This window comes from Desulfotomaculum sp. (genome assembly GCA_003513005.1).
GTDB lineage: Bacteria > Bacillota > Desulfotomaculia > Desulfotomaculales > Nap2-2B > 46-80.
In genome coordinates this window covers 1-15,348 of record DOTD01000092.1, presented here as the reverse complement: position 1 = coordinate 15,348, position 15,348 = coordinate 1, and the positions used below count along the sequence as shown (strand labels likewise).

The window sequence follows — 15,348 nt, the reverse complement described above, 5'->3', positions numbered from 1 at the left end:
AATACTGATATGCTGTATTTACAGCATATCAGTTAAGGAAGTGTCGCAGATGCCATTGATTATACAACAAGTACAAAAACGTATGCTTATCAGCCTGTCCCAAATTGCTAAAAAACTAAGTATACAGGAGGGTGATTATATCGCCTTGGAGGAACGGGATGGTGGAATTTTTATCAAACCCGTTGCCTGGCACGATAAAAGCCAGGAGTATTTTTGGTCTGATTCCTGGCAGGAAAAAATGAAGCAAAGCGCCGACGCCTTGAAGGAAGGCCGATATAAAACATTTTCCAATGTTGACGACTTATTAGAATTTCTTGGGGAAGAAAAAAATGCCGACGATAATTCTAACTGATCCTTTTAATAATGATTTTCGGAAGCTATCGCCGGCCGAGCGGAAACAGGCCGGAAAAACCCTTCATTTTATTGCTGTCAATCCTAAACATAATTCACTTAAGATTCACCGGATCAAAGGCACAGGGTTCTGGGAGGCTTATGTTAACAAGGATATCAGGATTATTTTTGAACAAAACAGCGACACAATGATACTTCACGCTATCGGGCGCCATGAAATTTTACGAAAAATATAAAATTGGTTTTACTGCCGGGTTTATTCAAGAAGAGTAAGCCCGGTGTTTTTATCGTTTATTTTATGCTCCATAGTATCCGGCAGAGAATTCTGATAGCAATGAATCGGGCATCCCAGCATGGATATTCCTAAAAAGTAGGAACAGTAGTATGATTGACATTATGTATTCTGGTATGATAGCATTGAACCAAGAGGTGTCGTCAATGAGCAACAAGATTACAATTAGTTTATCTTCAATGCTGATAAATGTTCTTGACCAATTGGCCTGTCAGTGGGCTACTACGAGAAGCGGCGCGGTGGCTGAACTATTACGCAGGATCAAACAGGAAGAAATAGAAAAAGAATTGGCGGAAGGGTACGCTGTATTGTCGGAAGTTAACCGGAAAGAAGCTGAGGTAACCATTTCAGCGCAGTCCGAGGTGGTCTTACATGAGTGAAGTCAGGCGCGGTGATATTTTCCTGGTGGACTTCAACCCGGCAAGAGGCAGCGAGCAGGCGGGTTATAGGCCCGCTGTCATTGTTCAGAATAATGCAGGTAACAGGTATGGCTCTACTGTCATTATAGTAGTGGTAACCACGGCAGTGAGTAAAATCTATCCTTTCCTAGTCAGTTTGGACGCCGGGGAAGGTGGTTTGGAAAGAGAGAGTGCGGTCAATGCCGCGCAAATTCTCACTGTTGATAAGTCCCGCCTGGTCAAAAAGATAGGCGCTCTTTCTCCGGAGAAAATGGACGAAGTAAATCATGTTTTAAAGATCAGCCTGGGTTTACCGTAAATAAATGAGATTATAAAAATTAAAAACAAAATCCCCGATTAAGGGGACAAAAAGCTAAGTTGTCCCAGTCAGGTATCCCATGGTGTTTATAAATTGAACTATGAATCCAAGGCTGATACAAAGTGGTTTTGGAAAATTTAAATAGCTTCTAAAATAACGTAGATATATAAAAAATTATCAAGGAACAATATTTCCAGTAAATTAATGCCAATTAGTTAGGGTTTGCAAATGGAAATTATCTTATGAAAACCTTACGAAAAATTATTCTACGAGGAGTAAGGGAAATGCCAGGAAAAGCTGATAAGCTTATCTGTGTTTGTGACGCTGATCATTCTGATTATATCTTGGAGATATATGTAATAAAGAACAACCATGACTATTTGACACAGGAGAACAGATGAAAATATTGTTTTAAAGGGGCGGAAACGGGCATTTATGAAAGTCGTTTTGACTGTCACTTTGAAAAGCATTTTTTAGACAAATTATTATAGATATATTGATTTGACTTTGTAAATTACACGTGTTATTATGGTATTGTCCTTAGATTAGGTATTACAAATCACGCTCTCTCAAGTTCAATGGGATTAAAGTGGTTGTTAATCCTAATTCCATTGGATAAAAAAAATGAGGGGGTTTTTTAATGTTTCAAGACCGTCAGCTGACATGCCGTGATTGCGGAACCGAGTTTGTCTTCTCCGTATCGGAGCAGGAGTTTTTCGCAGAAAAAGGGTTTACCAATGATCCCGGACGCTGCCCGGAATGCCGTGCGGCTCGTAAAGCTCAAAACAGAAGAGGCGGCGGAAACTCCGGTTTTCGTCAGGACCGTCAGATGTATCCGGCAGTCTGCGCCACATGCGGCAAAGAGACCGAGGTTCCTTTCCAGCCTCGCGGAGACAGACCGGTATACTGCAGGGACTGTTATCAGCCGCGCAGTCGTTACTAGGCTTTAGCGACAAAAAAATAAAGACCTGCTGTAATCTTAGATTTGGCAGGTCTTTAATATTGCCATTTGCTTTTCATAATACTTAAACCATTTTCCATTATTTAATGAGTAATAGGCGGCCGCGAAAACTGGTTCGCTGTTGTTTTTCTAAAAGACCCGGCAGTTTGAAAGGATAAATATAAAGGATACATATATGGAAGAAAAATCTCTTAGAAATATAGCTATAATAGCCCACGTTGATCACGGCAAAACCACTCTGGTTGACAAATTGCTCAAACAAACCGGGTTTTTCCGCAACAACCAGGTCATGCCCGAAAGAGTGATGGACAATAACGAACTGGAACGGGAACGCGGGATAACTATATTATCAAAAAATACCAGCATCGTATATAAAAACACCAAAATTAACATTGTCGATACTCCGGGCCATGCAGACTTCGGCGGAGAGGTCGAGCGCATCGTCAAGATGGTCGACGGAGTGCTTCTGCTGGTTGACGCTTTTGAGAGCGCCATGCCGCAGACCCGTTTTGTATTGAAAAAATCCCTGGAAGCGTGCCTGAAGCCTATTGTGGTGATCAACAAGATTGACCGGCCGGGCGCACGCCCGGAAGAGGTTGTGGATAAGGTGCTGGACCTGTTTATCGATCTTGAAGCCGGTGAGGAACAGCTTGACTTTCCGGTTGTCTATACATCCGCAAAAGAAGGTTACGCAAGAATTTCTCTGGATGATTCTTCAACCGACATGAAACCGCTGCTGGATATGATTATTGAAAAGATGCCTGCCCCGGAAGGCGATCCGGACGGCCCCCTGCAGTTAGTCGTTTCATCTATTGATTACGACAATTATGTAGGGAGAATAGGGATCGGCAAAATAAGCAGGGGCGTTATCTCCAAAGACCAGGAAATAATTCTTTGCAATACGGCCGGCAAGGAGAAACGGGTCAGGATAAACACGCTTTATACTTTTGAAGGCCTTAAAAGGGTGGAAACTGACCGTGCCCGGGCCGGGGAAATAATAGCCGTCTCGGGTATACAGGAGATAAATATTGGAGACACCATCTGCTCACCGGACCTGGTAGAGCCTGTTTCTTTCGTAAATATCGACGAACCCACTATTTCCATGAATTTTGTTGTTAACGACAGCCCCATGGCGGGTCTGGAAGGAACCTACGTGACCAGCCGAAATTTACGGGATCGTCTGGAACGCGAGCTGCTTTCCAATGTCTCTTTGCGTGTGGAAGAACTAAACCCCGACTGTTTTAAGGTATCCGGCCGGGGGGAACTTCACCTGTCCATACTGATTGAATTCATGCGCCGAGAAGGTTATGAATTCGCTGTAACCAGCCCGGAGGTAATCCTGAAAAACATCAGCGGGGTCGTGAATGAACCCGTCGAAAGGTTGTTCATCGAGGTCTCTTCTGAATATGTCGGGACTGTTATCGAAGGTGTCGGAAAACGCAAAGGTGAACTTTCGAACATGGTTAACGCCGCGGGGAATACTGTTAAAATGGAGTTCCTGATCCCGGCCAGGGGACTGATCGGATATAGATCCGAGTTCTTAACCGATACCAGGGGTAATGGTGTGATGAACCATGTTTATGAATGCTATCAGCCTTTCAAGGGTGAAATCATTACCCGTACCAGGGGTTCACTGGTCGCTTTTGAGAGCGGTGTCGCTGTACCTTACGGGCTTTTCAACGCCCAGGGGAGGGGCAATTTGTTTATTGAACCGGGTGTTGAGGTATATACCGGCATGATTGTCGGGGAAAATGCGCGCAATGATGATATTACGGTAAATGTCTGCAAAAAGAAGCACCTTACCAATACGCGGGCTTCCGGCTCCGACGATGTCCTGCGGTTAACGCCGCCGATTACTATGACGCTGGAAAAATGCCTCGAATTTATTAAGGATGATGAATTGCTGGAAGTAACCCCAAAATCCCTGCGGCTCCGGAAAATGATCATTAATAAGGGCGAACGCGACAGGTACGTAAAGATTAAGCTCCAAACCTCGGCCCAGAGTCCAATTAACCAGGTCGCAGCGCAACAGTAAAGCATACCGGACAAACAATACTGTTATTCTGGTTGAAGTGAATAAAATACCTTACTTATAAAAAGCAGGCTTTTCTGCTTTTTATTTTTTTCCGCTAATTCAGGTGTCTGTCTTTAAAATTTCCGGTTGTTCGTCTGTGGGGATGCGACCAGTTTATCTGCATCCTGAATTACCTTGGCGGCGAAATTGTTTACCGCTTTCTGCTTGTCAAAATTACATTTTCAGGAACTGCAGTACTTTGTAGATCAGTATCGCCGGCCAGAGGAGGGCTTTGAAGAAGCCGATCACACCTTCCTTGAAATTAGCCGCATGCTGGAGGTAATAGACAAGCGCGCCGATAAAAGCAAGACCGTAAACACCGCCGGAAACGCCTCCGCTGTTACTCATCTTTTCTATTTTTTCCTCCTTTTTATTTGCGCTGCCCGTATTTATTAGGGAGGTCAACTGCCTATGTGCTTAAGTATCGCCTCTTATACTTGTACTAACTCGTTCACCCTCGGGCTAAGGTTTTAACTCGGCGTATACGCCTCAAACACTTCCCTCGCTTATCCTCGGGTTCACTCGTTCTTTGAATTGAGGCTCAAAATCGCACTTGAGGCATTGCCCTCCCTTTGTTGGCGAATTTTCATACTTTAAGCTGGCACTGTGTTAGCAGTATAGGAGTCTGCTCTAAATGCTATATAACCCAGTATGACCTTGAAAACGGCGCCGGGTACTGCCTGACTTTGTTGAAAAGATTTTCTCCCAGGTCAAGGATTTCCCCGCAGCGGGCAAGTTTATTCAGCCACCTGACAGGCAGGGATTCATAGCCGTAATAAAGGCCCGCCAAACCCCCGGTAACTGCTCCCGTAGTGTCGGTATCTCCTCCGAGGTTAACGGCGGCAAGGACCGCTTCCGAAAAAGAATCAGTATTTAGAAGGCGCCAAATGGATGCCTCCAGGGTGTCTACCACGTAGCCGCCCGATTTGATTTCTGTTTCCGGCAGGCTGGGCAGCTTGCCCCCGAGAATGCGTTCGTAATACTGCAATTCGTTCTGCAGGGCGGTTCCCCTGTATAGAACCCGGGCTTTCTCTGTTAATTTGGCGTAGGCTTCCGGAGGCTTTTTGTTTTTGAGAAGTTCTCTGGCCAGCTGGCAGTACAGGACACAGCCAAGCTGACTCCGGGGGCGCCCGTGCGTCAGGCCGGAGATGCTGCAGACGGCGCCGGTCATAACCTGGTCATTGTCATTAAGGAAGTAAATTGCTGCGGGCAGAATGCGCATCAGCGAACCATTGCCGTTGCTTTTTTCATCGTCTAAGCCGGCCTGATCCGGTTTAACGCCGGTCTCAAGCCGTCTGATTGCTTCCGCGGTTGTGATTCCTACGTCAAAAACATCTCCATGGGGTGTCCAGTAGCCTTTCCGGTACCATTTGACAAATCTATCCCCGGCGTCTTCTAAATCAAGTCCCTTCTCGCACAGGCTTTGTGCGAGGCAAAAGGTCAATGATGAATCGTCTGACCAGGTACCGGCAGGCTTATTGTGAGTTCCGTAACCGATCATTTCCGAAACCGGCGTTTTTTGCAGCCTGTACCGGGGCTGGAATTCCACAGGTACCCCAAGGGCGTCGCCAATGGCCACTCCCAGCAGGCCGCCCAGAACTTTTTCTTTAAGGCCCATAAAACCTCCTTATGCCAACGTATATTTATTTATAAAAAAATGTCGTGAAAGCTTCAAATTGATCCATTGCTGTATTTTCTCTTCGTTTTTGCTGCAGGCGGTATTTTAAGATAATCTGCTAATTTTAGGTAAATTTTCGCCATGGACAAATATTTTCCTTCTTAAAAATTAAAAAACAAAGATTACGGATTTACTTTGCAAGATATTTTTAGCATAAGTAGTTACCAATTTAGTCAATAAGTCAAGCCTGACCCCCTGCCAAACCGGCAAGGTCTATAATGATCAGCAAGCAGACGCCGGCGCTTTGTAGAATGAATTTTCTTTCTCCCTGAGATAGTCCAGACCTACCAGTTGGTTGAAATCATCAAAGGAGTACATCCTGTCCCTGTACCCGGCTGTTGTGCCGGTCTTCATCAGTTCCTCCAGGACGCCCCTTACTGCAAAAGCGGCCGCAAAAAGCGTGGAGACCGGGTAAACGACGACATTGTAGCCGATCTGTTCAAGTTCTTTCATCGGCAGCAGGGGGGTTTTGCCCCCTTCTATCTGAATAATCATGGTGGGGGCGTCTATTTCGCGGTTTATTCTCTCCATGTGCTCGATTGACTGCGGGGCTTCCACGAAAATCAGGTCCGCCCCGGCCTCTCTATACTTGTTTGCGCGGTAGATGGCATCGTCTATGCCGGTCACCGCAATCGCGTCCGTCCGGGCCATAATGATTAAATCCGGGTCCACCCTGGCATCAATAGCCGCTCTCAATTTCGCCACCATTTCGTCCGTCTCGATAATCTGCTTGCCTTCCATGTGGCCGCAGCGCTTGGGGAACAGCTGATCCTCTATGAACATGGCTGCGACCCCGCCCAATTCGAACTCGCGTACCGTCCTCATCACGTTAATAAGATCACCGTAGCCCGTGTCACCGTCGGCAAGAACGGGAATATCCACTGCTTCAGCAATGTTTTTTGTATGTGTAACCATTTCCGTCATGGAAAGTATTGAAAGATCGGGTTTACCAAGAAGAGTTGCTGTGGTTGGATAACCCCCTGTAGCCAGGGATTTGAAGCCTACAAGTTCAATAAGTTTTGCTGCCGTCGCGTCATGCGCTATCGGCATGGCCAAAATTTCGCCGCCGTTGATCAGTTCTCTAAGCCTGGTTGTTTTTCTCATTTTCTCTCCTTAAATTTTTCTTTTTGTATATTCTATAAGTCCGCCCGCATCGATCAACTCACTAATAAAGTCGGGATAAGGAGCAGCTTTATATGTTAATCCGGTGGCAGCGTTTTTAATCAGCCCAGCCTCAAGATCAATCTCAAGTATATCCCCGGTTTTTGCGCCGTCTACCACCTCGGAGCAATCAAGTAAAGGAAGTCCGATGTTGATTGCGTTTCTAAAAAATATCCTGGCAAAGCTTTTGGCGATAACACAGGAGATCCCTGCCCCCATAATCGAGATCGGAGCTATCTCCCTAGACGACCCGCAGCCGAAATTGGTTTCGGCCATGATTATATCTCCCGGTTCCATCTGGGCCGAAAACCCTGGGAAAATATTTTCCATGCAGTGTTTGCCCAGTTCCAGCGCATCGGAAATTGACGCGTAGCGAGCCGGGATAATTGCGTCCGTATCAATATTGGCGCCAAATTTATGCACTCTTCCTCTAAGCGTCGCCGGTCACCTCCCTCGGGTCAGTCAGCCTGCCGGTCAACGCGCTGGCAGCGGCAGTCGCCGGGTTAACCAGGTAAATTTCAGACGTTGGGTCTCCCATTCTGCCGATAAAGTTCCTGTTCGTAGTGGAAACACATCGTTCTCCCGCAGCCAGCACGCCCATGTGGCCTCCCACGCAGGGCCCGCAGGTCGGAGGGCTTACCATTGCGCCCGCTGTTACAAAGGTTTCCATATAACCCAGGCGGAGCGCATCCAGGTACACCTGCTGCGAACCGGGGATAATTATGCAGCGGACCTTTTTGCTGATTTTCCTCCCCTGCATAATAAGATGGGCGAAATAAAGGTCTTCCAAATGGCCGTTTGTACAGCCGCCGATGACCACCTGATCTATCTTAATTTCCCCTGCCTTGCTGACCGCCACAGCGTTGCTGGGCAGATGGGGCAGGGAAACCTGGGGTTCAATCTCTTCCACATTGTATTCAAAAACCTGCGCATATTCATCGCTGCCGTCACTTTTATAAATTGTAAAAGGCCGTTTTGCTCTTGGAACGAGATATTCCATCGTCTTTTCGTCTACCTCGCAGATGCCCGCCTTGGCGCCCGCCTCAATAGCCATGTTGGCCATCGTAAAGCGGCCGTCCATGGAAAGTTCCGAAATGGCATCCCCGGTGAATTCCATGGCCGCATAAAGGGTGCCGTCGACACCGATCCGGCCGATTGTATAAAGGATTAGATCCTTACCGGTTACCCATTTGCCGGCTTTACCATTGTATGAAAACTTGAACGTCGGGGGCGCTTTCATCCAAATTTCCCCCGTCGCCATTGCTACTGCTATATCGGTAGACCCCATACCAGTAGCAAAAGCGCCAAGCGCCCCGTAAGTGCAGGTATGGGAATCCCCCCCGACCACAACATCACCGGGAAGGACCAGGCCTTTCTCCGGAAGGTAAACATGTTCAATTCCCATGTCTCCGCACTCAACATAGTGAAGTCCCTGTTTCAGCGAAAAGTCCCGGATCTTTTTAACCTGTTCCGCTGCAGCGACATCCTTGTTGGGTGTAAAATGGTCCATTACGAAAACCACTTTTGAAGGATCAAAAAGCTTTTTAACTCCCAGCAGGTCAAGCTGCTTGATTGAGATGTACGCTGTCAGGTCGCTGGCCATGACCAAATCTACTTTTACATTCACAAACTCCCCGCTGGACACAGTTTCTTTTCCTGCATGAGCAGCCAGTATCTTTTCAACAATAGTCATCTAGTTAAATCCCCTGTCCTAAGTGTGCTTAAATCGTGCTGCGTTCTTAGATATAAACGTATCCTTCCATGATTCTTCTGGCCGTCCTGTACATGGCGGCTTTCTCCAGGTGGAAGGAAGAATTATTCTCGGAGCACTTGACATCCACTGAAATACATCCGGAGAAATGGCCGATTTTTACCGTACCGTTGCGTCCCGCCTTTGGCCTGACAAATTCGTTTACAATCGATCCCTTCATCTTGGCGGCAACTCCCGTTGTGATGCACCCGGTGCCGGGGTATGCCTTGTGCATCATTCCCGCGGCGTAGACCTTGGAAAGTATGGTCACATCATCGGTCCGCATCAGTTCACCCGTTGCCGAGTTGACCCAGTGAATAGGTTCCTGAACAATGGCGAGCATAGGCATAAGAGCGGTTTTTGCCTCAATATTGGATACACGGGCTGCTTCAAGGCGGATCTGCTCCATTGATTCGATCAGGTCCCTGTCCGAATCAAGGTCCCCTGCCGATTCCGCACCGTTTAAACCCAGGTCCCTGCCCCTGACAAAGGCGACAACAGTGGAAACGTCAAGTATGGAGGCTTCGATTTTACCGAAGTTCCTGACTTCAAGCACGTCTTTCAGTCTACCGGTCGGCAGAAGGCTTCCGGTAAGAGCGCCAATGGTGCCGGAATAATCCAGCGATATTTTCGAGCCCAATCCCGGAACACCGTCAACCGCGAAGTCGCCCTCGTAGACAGTTTTGCCGTTTTTAGTGGAAAACTCCACGTTGAGATACTTGTCAACATTCACGCAGTAAACCCTGACCGTTGTTTTCGGGCCCTGCGCCCTGACCAGGCCCTCGTCCACGGCATAGGGCCCTACGGCCGCCGAGAGATTGCCGCAGGCCCATCCCCAGTCTATCGTCGGCTCCGTTATACCGACCTGGCCGAAAACATAGTCCACGTCGGCGTCCTTGCGGCTGGGAGGACCGATGATGGCGACTTTGCTGGTCAATATGTCAGCCCCGCCCAGACCGTCAATCTGCCTCTTATCCGGGCTGCCGATAACTCTTAAGATAACTTTTGTCCTTTCTTCAATGTCCCGCGGCAGTTCATTTTCATTGAAGAATACACCCTTGCTCGTTCCGCCCCTCATAATTACGCACCGCAGCTTTTTCACTTCTTAACCTCCTCCTGTGATGAAACCTTTCGTAAAAAACCCGACTTTGCGCTGGTTTGGGAAATGAAAAAGCCCGCATATTTCATCCCCCAGGGACGAAATCTACGAGCTTCGCGGTACCACCCTGATTGGCTGCATATAAAAATACAGCCCACTCACTTAAAAAGTACGGGAATATCTATCCGGTGTGGGGATAATATTCCGATACCCCTTCCCTCTAACGCAGGAAATGCGGCTTAGCCTACTTGCCATCCAGGTTTTCAGCCTGCTCCTCCGGAGTGAACTTCAGCTGTCCATATCCTAAAGGCGCTCCCAGTCTCGGCGCCTTCTCCCTGAAAAACTGGATCCAGCTATACTTTTCTCCTTCACAGGATTTTATTTTTATTTACAACTACAGTGAGTATAGCATACGAAAAAAAACTGCGCAATAGGTCAACTTAGCTATTTTTAAAATTTTTTTAGGAACAAAGAAAAGCCTGACCCCCTATTAATTCTCCGCTGCGTATAAAAAACATTTGACAGGGAAACTATAAAAAGGAAAAAACACATACTCACAAGGAGGATTTCCAAATGCCCAAAAATGAGACCAATGAACCATCACGGCCGGTAAAAAAGACACCCGACATAGAAACTGAGCAGGGAACAAATCCCACTAACTATACCCAGTACTCCAGCCAAGGCGGGATGCAGTCCCAGCCTTACGGGCAGTCTCAGCAGCAGGGTCCCATGGCGTCCAGGCCGATGAGCGCCCAGCAGCCTATGGCTTCACAGCCATATATGCAGCAGGCGTTCCAGCTCTACCAGCAAATTCAGCAGCTCAAAACTCAGGCTATACAGGAACAGCAGTATAACCAGCAGTATATGAAACAGTCCATTAGCCAGGCTATTTCTCTTCTTAATCAGGGGATGCAGTATATGCAGCCAACAGGGGCGTTTTCCCAGATGATTCAGGCTGTCGATAATATGCAGCTGCTGCTCAAGCAAATTGCAGGCCAGCAGGCACAGGAGTTCCAGCCGGGTCAGCATTCATACGGCAGTCAGTACATCTATCCGGGACACCAGGGTCCGTACACTTATTAACTTAATTCAAAGAACGAGAGAACCCGAGAATAAGCGAGGGAAGTGTTTGAGGCGCTTAGCGCCGAGTTTTGACCGAGCCCGAGGGTGAACGGGTTCGTACAAGCATGAGAGGCGATACTTAAGCACGTAGACAGTTGACCTCCCTAATGAAATAATATTCAGAGTATCTATTTTCAGAGAGCGCCTAGTCCCCTTACTAAAAGGGGACTTATTATTTCCGGCAGCTTTATGGACTCAGGCGGCCCTTTAATGAACAAAATATTAGGAGAGGCGCGCGCAGCCTCTCCTTAGTGAGGTGATTTAGTTGATTTATCTTAAATCCTTATATTTAAAAACCTTGCCGCAAGTACATGAGAGGCTTCAAGGAATATTAAAAACATATTTTTTGACGAAAAATCTTTGGCGACAGGTAAGATTTATTGATTAGAAGCCGGCCTTTTTGCATTTTCCTGTCATTTTTTAACGGAATAATTGTCAAGGAATATACCTTCTTGTACCGAAATATATAACAAAAAAAAAGGGGGCTGTATTGTGGAACAGTATATTTATGCTAAAAACAAGGCCGATCTCTTTGATAAACTGGTCAAGATAAAAGCTTATAAAGAATCTTTATATGACGGCAAAGAGGCGGTAGTGACATCTCAGCTGAACAATATAGATTTTAACGGCTGTACTCATAAAAGAATCTGGATAACCGTCGATCTTAAAGAATGCGCAAAATAAGTCATCTGACAACAAAAAGAACCTCGCACTTGCTTTAACGCCTCCCCCATCCTTAAATTGGGGGAATAGCTAAAGATGGCCGCGCGGGCTCCGGCTTTAAGATACCCTGGCGCCTGGAACAGTAAACTTTACGAAGAATGTTGTTCCCTCAGGGCTGGTTTCTAAATGAATTTCCGCATTATGCCTGGCTGCTATTTTATAACATATGGCAAGTCCAAGCCCGGTGCCGTAGTCTTTTGTGGTAAAAAACGGAATGCCCATTTTATCCAGATGCTCCGGCGGGATTCCTTTGCCCTGATCACACACCGCCAGAATGACCTTTTCCCCTTCGACAGACGTCCTTACAGTAAGATAGCCGCCTGGCGCCATAGCTTCAAGACCGTTGCGGATCAGGTTGAGGATCATCTGTTTGATGTCGTTTTTCTCCAGGAGCAGGTCGGGTACCTCTTCAAGCTCCAGATTGATATACTTGTCTTCCTTGATAGCGTCCGTTTCTACCAGATAGTTCAAATCCTTAATTAAAACGTTCAGGTTTTCCGGTTTTGCATCATAGGCCTTGCCCCTTGCCAGGGTAAGATATTCCGTAATAATCGAGTTCACCCTGTCCAGTTCACTGATCATAAGCTGGAACCGGTCCGCTTGTTTCCGGAATTCTTTTTTCTCCCCTATATACTCTAGATATCCCCTTACAACCGCTATCGGATTTCTGATCTCGTGCGCTAAACCGCCGGCCATCTCTCCGACGAGACTTAAGCGGTCAAGACGGGACATTTTTTTTTCAAACCGCCTGAGCTCTGTAATGTCATTTATAATAATTAGAATACACGTCTCACTATTAAGCTCAATAAAATCTGTTGATAATAGACCGGTTTGCTGTTCACCCCGTTTTGTATAGATTTTTACTTCAAGGTTATTTATCGGTTTCCTCTCATGCATTGACTTGATTAATTCCGGCGGCGGGCCAAAACTCTCCACCCGCTGGGAAGGGTCGATATAGACATTTAATTCCAGAGAGTTGCGACCGATTATCTCATCACGCGAGAACCCTGAAACCTCAATAAATTTGTCGTTTGCTTCTAAGAAGCGTCCGTCTAAATTTTGGATAAACATAATGGCCGGGCTGGAATGAAAGGCCTTATGGAACCGTTCCTCGGATTGGCGAAGGTCTACTTCCTGCAGCTTTTTGGTAAGGATACGGTAGCGCTCTTCACTTTTCTTCAGCGCAACCTCAGCCCGCAGACGCATTATTACCTGCACGATGGAGTGCGCCATAGCTTCCAGAGTCTCCACATCCTCTTTCCTGTAGCCGCCTTCCCTGTTAGCCAGACTGATCATGCCGATAGTTTTTCCATTATAAGTTAAGGGCGCGCCCAGAAACGCCTTCATCGATGGATGTCCCTCAGGGAAGCCGATGCTTTCCGGATGAAAGACCGGAATATTCGTAAAGAAGGACCTTCCCTCTAGAAGCATCTTCTTATAAACGCCACGAATTTTTATATCTTCAGGCGGTTTTCCGTGACCTGCTTCTTCCGGCATGCGACAAGAAAACCATTCCGGATCGCTGAAGGCAACTTTTTTCAGGAACCCGTCTTGATCGATTTCCCCGATAAGGCCAATCTGACTTCCAGTTATCTCCTGGGCGACATTCAAGCAGGTTTTGCCCAACTCCTGCTCATTTGCGCATGTTAACGACTCCTGCAAGATCCGGTTGATTCCTTCTACCATGGCGTTTTTGAAAAGGATTTTCTCCTCGGTTTTCTTGCGCTCGGTTATATCCCGTGAAATACCGATGACGCCGATGAGCTCACCCGATTTGTTGCGGTAAGGGAATTTGTTGGCAAGAAAGATGCGGTCGCCGTCTTTTGTAGGAATCGTCTCTTCGAAAACTTCACTTCTGCCTGACGTCATAACTTTTAAATCGTTCTCCCGGATCATTTGCCCAGCTTCATGCCCATAATATTTGTTGATATCATAACCGATAATCTCGCCGAAGGGTTTGCCTGTTATCTTTGCCAGCGCCCGGTTTGCGAGCAGCAGCCGGTTTTCAAAATCTTTGACGACGACCAGATCTGATGTTCCGTCGATGATATTAAACATAAGGTTTCGATTTGCGTAAACGGCTTCTTCCGCCTCCTTGCGCCGGGTGATGTCTTGCCCCTGCGCAATCGTGGCGATAATGCCTGTTTTATCTTTATTGTAGATATTGGCTGAATTCCACAGGACTGTATGAATCGAACCGTCGGCGCCGAGGATGGGGATTTCAATAGCTTCCCAAAACTCTCCCGATGAAGTCTGTCTGATATGGTTTAGGGACTCCTTTTTGCTGTTCTCCGGAAACAGAATATCCAGAGGCCGGCCTAAAACCTTATCCTCAGTGTATCCCGTCAGCCTCTCGAAAGCATGGTTGAATTTGGTTATCTTGCAAGAGGTGTCCCAGACTATAATAGACGCATTTGCGTAGCCGATCAGGTTTTCCAGGTAGTCCCTGGTCTCCCTTAACATTTTTTCAGCCTGCTTTTGTCTTGTGACATCCTGAACTACACCAATTATCAGCGCCGGTTTTCCGCCGCCTCTTGCTGCTCTGCCAACTATCCTTATGAATCTAACCGTGCCATCGCTTTTCACAATCCGGAATTCATCTGAGACTTTCTTGCCCTTTCTTATAAATCTTAATATCTCTCTTTCCGCTTTTTCCCTGTCCTCAGGATGAATCAGGCTAATAAAAGCCTCGAAGGAAGGCTTAATCTTCCCGGGGATCAGCCCCAGGATGCGGTAGAGTTCATCGGAACAAACCATCCGTTTATTCTCCAGATCCCAGGTGAAACTTCCTGTATGCGCAATCTCCTGAGAAGCGATAAGATTGCTGTTGATTATTTTTAATTCGTTTTCAACACGTATACGTTCGGTTATATCTTCAAAAGCAGAGATCGCTCCTATGATCGCGCCTTCCCCGTCCAGCAAAAGATTGGAGTTCCAGATGGCCGTCTTACGCATTCCGTCTTCCCAGACAAAATCTAATTCCAGGTCTTTAACTGTCTCACCCTTCCCCAACGCACGCTGAACCGGCATTTCCTCCGGAGACAGTTCACTTCCCCTATGGTATATTTTTAACGGCAATTCGTTTGGTGCGGGATGTAAAAGAGCTTCCCGCGGCTGAATTCTTAGGAATTCTGCCGCTTTCTTGTTATGTCTTATTTCCCGGTAAGTTTTGTTTAAAGTTATGCTTATGCCGACAGGGATTAGATCGAATAATTCCATATTCAAGCCGGAGTTCTGGTTCAGACTGTTAAAAAGAGAACTAATAATCAGCGTCCACCCCCGTTTTTCGTTTAATTTATAATTATCGCTCCGTAGGTAAGTATTCAGTGAACCCGCTTTAACCCCATAACCTCGCTGCTTCCTACCTTTTCCTGTTTGTTGTTTGACTTAAAAATTTGTAACTACTCAGGCTAACGCCTG

At 46.7% G+C, this 15,348-nt stretch carries 15 protein-coding genes; 8 read left to right on the top strand and 7 right to left on the bottom strand.

Going from position 1 to position 15,348, the window contains the following annotated elements:
* Positions 1-49: 49 nt before the first annotated feature.
* The 6 genes from DEH07_11770 (at position 50) to typA (ending at position 4,356) form a co-directional block, all read left to right on the top strand.
* Positions 50-352: a transcriptional regulator gene (locus DEH07_11770; GenBank protein HBY05158.1), complete on the top strand. Its 303-nt coding sequence runs from the start codon at positions 50-52 to the stop codon at positions 350-352.
* The gene (locus tag DEH07_11765; protein ID HBY05157.1) at positions 330-587 is read left to right on the top strand and encodes a DNA helicase; all 258 of its coding nucleotides are present in this window, start codon (positions 330-332) and stop codon (positions 585-587) included. The genes DEH07_11770 and DEH07_11765 overlap by 23 nt, the downstream gene beginning before the upstream one ends.
* A gap of 148 nt (positions 588-735) precedes the next feature.
* Entirely contained in the window at positions 736-1,023 is a 288-nt protein-coding gene (locus DEH07_11760) for a CopG family transcriptional regulator (protein ID HBY05156.1), read from the top strand.
* Positions 1,016-1,360: a PemK family transcriptional regulator gene (locus tag DEH07_11755; GenBank protein HBY05155.1), complete on the top strand. Its 345-nt coding sequence runs from the start codon at positions 1,016-1,018 to the stop codon at positions 1,358-1,360. The genes DEH07_11760 and DEH07_11755 overlap by 8 nt, the downstream gene beginning before the upstream one ends.
* Before the next feature lie 640 nt (positions 1,361-2,000).
* Positions 2,001-2,303, top strand: coding sequence for a zinc-binding protein (locus DEH07_11750; protein ID HBY05154.1), 303 nt, complete (start codon positions 2,001-2,003; stop codon positions 2,301-2,303).
* 193 nt (positions 2,304-2,496) lie between these two features.
* Positions 2,497-4,356, top strand: coding sequence for a translational GTPase TypA (typA, locus tag DEH07_11745; protein ID HBY05153.1), 1,860 nt, complete (start codon positions 2,497-2,499; stop codon positions 4,354-4,356).
* A gap of 213 nt (positions 4,357-4,569) precedes the next feature.
* Here typA and DEH07_11740 read toward each other — a convergent pair whose 3' ends face one another.
* The 6 genes from DEH07_11740 to DEH07_11715 form a co-directional block, all read right to left on the bottom strand.
* Entirely contained in the window at positions 4,570-4,800 is a 231-nt protein-coding gene (locus DEH07_11740; GenBank protein ID HBY05152.1) for a hypothetical protein, read from the bottom strand.
* Positions 4,801-5,032: 232 nt separating this feature from the next.
* Positions 5,033-6,013 (bottom strand): hypothetical protein, encoded by a 981-nt coding sequence (locus DEH07_11735; protein ID HBY05151.1) that lies wholly within the window; start codon positions 6,011-6,013, stop codon positions 5,033-5,035.
* Between the two features lie 282 nt (positions 6,014-6,295).
* A complete protein-coding gene (locus DEH07_11730) occupies positions 6,296-7,177 on the bottom strand; it encodes a carboxyvinyl-carboxyphosphonate phosphorylmutase (protein HBY05150.1) in 882 nt (293 codons plus the stop codon).
* Between the two features lie 9 nt (positions 7,178-7,186).
* Positions 7,187-7,657 (bottom strand): 3-isopropylmalate dehydratase small subunit, encoded by a 471-nt coding sequence (gene leuD / locus DEH07_11725; protein HBY05149.1) that lies wholly within the window; start codon positions 7,655-7,657, stop codon positions 7,187-7,189.
* Between the two features lie 7 nt (positions 7,658-7,664).
* Entirely contained in the window at positions 7,665-8,927 is a 1,263-nt protein-coding gene (leuC, locus tag DEH07_11720) for a 3-isopropylmalate dehydratase large subunit (protein ID HBY05148.1), read from the bottom strand.
* Positions 8,928-8,973: 46 nt separating this feature from the next.
* Positions 8,974-10,086 carry a 3-methylitaconate isomerase gene (locus DEH07_11715; GenBank protein ID HBY05147.1) on the bottom strand — a complete coding sequence of 371 codons (1,113 nt, stop codon included), beginning with the start codon at positions 10,084-10,086 and terminating at the stop codon, positions 8,974-8,976.
* A gap of 570 nt (positions 10,087-10,656) precedes the next feature.
* Here DEH07_11715 and DEH07_11710 point away from each other — a divergent pair.
* Both DEH07_11710 and DEH07_11705 read left to right on the top strand, forming a co-directional pair.
* Positions 10,657-11,166 (top strand): hypothetical protein, encoded by a 510-nt coding sequence (locus tag DEH07_11710; protein HBY05146.1) that lies wholly within the window; start codon positions 10,657-10,659, stop codon positions 11,164-11,166.
* Between the two features lie 531 nt (positions 11,167-11,697).
* Positions 11,698-11,889, top strand: a complete 192-nt coding sequence (locus tag DEH07_11705; GenBank protein ID HBY05145.1) for a hypothetical protein — start codon at positions 11,698-11,700, stop codon at positions 11,887-11,889.
* 96 nt (positions 11,890-11,985) lie between these two features.
* On the opposite strand, the gene DEH07_11700 is transcribed toward DEH07_11705, so the two are convergent.
* Positions 11,986-15,153 (bottom strand): hypothetical protein, encoded by a 3,168-nt coding sequence (locus DEH07_11700; protein ID HBY05144.1) that lies wholly within the window; start codon positions 15,151-15,153, stop codon positions 11,986-11,988.
* Positions 15,154-15,348: the final 195 nt, after the last annotated feature.

Bases quoted from the DNA above. Each gene is read 5' to 3' on its own strand.
- DEH07_11755 (HBY05155.1), top strand. From the start codon at position 1,016: ATGAGTGAAGTCAGGCGCGGTGATATTTTCCTGGTGGACTTCAACCCG.
- leuC (HBY05148.1), bottom strand. From the start codon at position 8,927: ATGACTATTGTTGAAAAGATACTGGCTGCTCATGCAGGAAAAGAAACT.
- DEH07_11730 (HBY05150.1), bottom strand. From the start codon at position 7,177: ATGAGAAAAACAACCAGGCTTAGAGAACTGATCAACGGCGGCGAAATT.
- DEH07_11760 (HBY05156.1), top strand. From the start codon at position 736: ATGATTGACATTATGTATTCTGGTATGATAGCATTGAACCAAGAGGTG.
- DEH07_11710 (HBY05146.1), top strand. From the start codon at position 10,657: ATGCCCAAAAATGAGACCAATGAACCATCACGGCCGGTAAAAAAGACA.
- DEH07_11735 (HBY05151.1), bottom strand. From the start codon at position 6,013: ATGGGCCTTAAAGAAAAAGTTCTGGGCGGCCTGCTGGGAGTGGCCATT.
- DEH07_11750 (HBY05154.1), top strand. From the start codon at position 2,001: ATGTTTCAAGACCGTCAGCTGACATGCCGTGATTGCGGAACCGAGTTT.
- DEH07_11770 (HBY05158.1), top strand. From the start codon at position 50: ATGCCATTGATTATACAACAAGTACAAAAACGTATGCTTATCAGCCTG.
- typA (HBY05153.1), top strand. From the start codon at position 2,497: ATGGAAGAAAAATCTCTTAGAAATATAGCTATAATAGCCCACGTTGAT.
- DEH07_11765 (HBY05157.1), top strand. From the start codon at position 330: ATGCCGACGATAATTCTAACTGATCCTTTTAATAATGATTTTCGGAAG.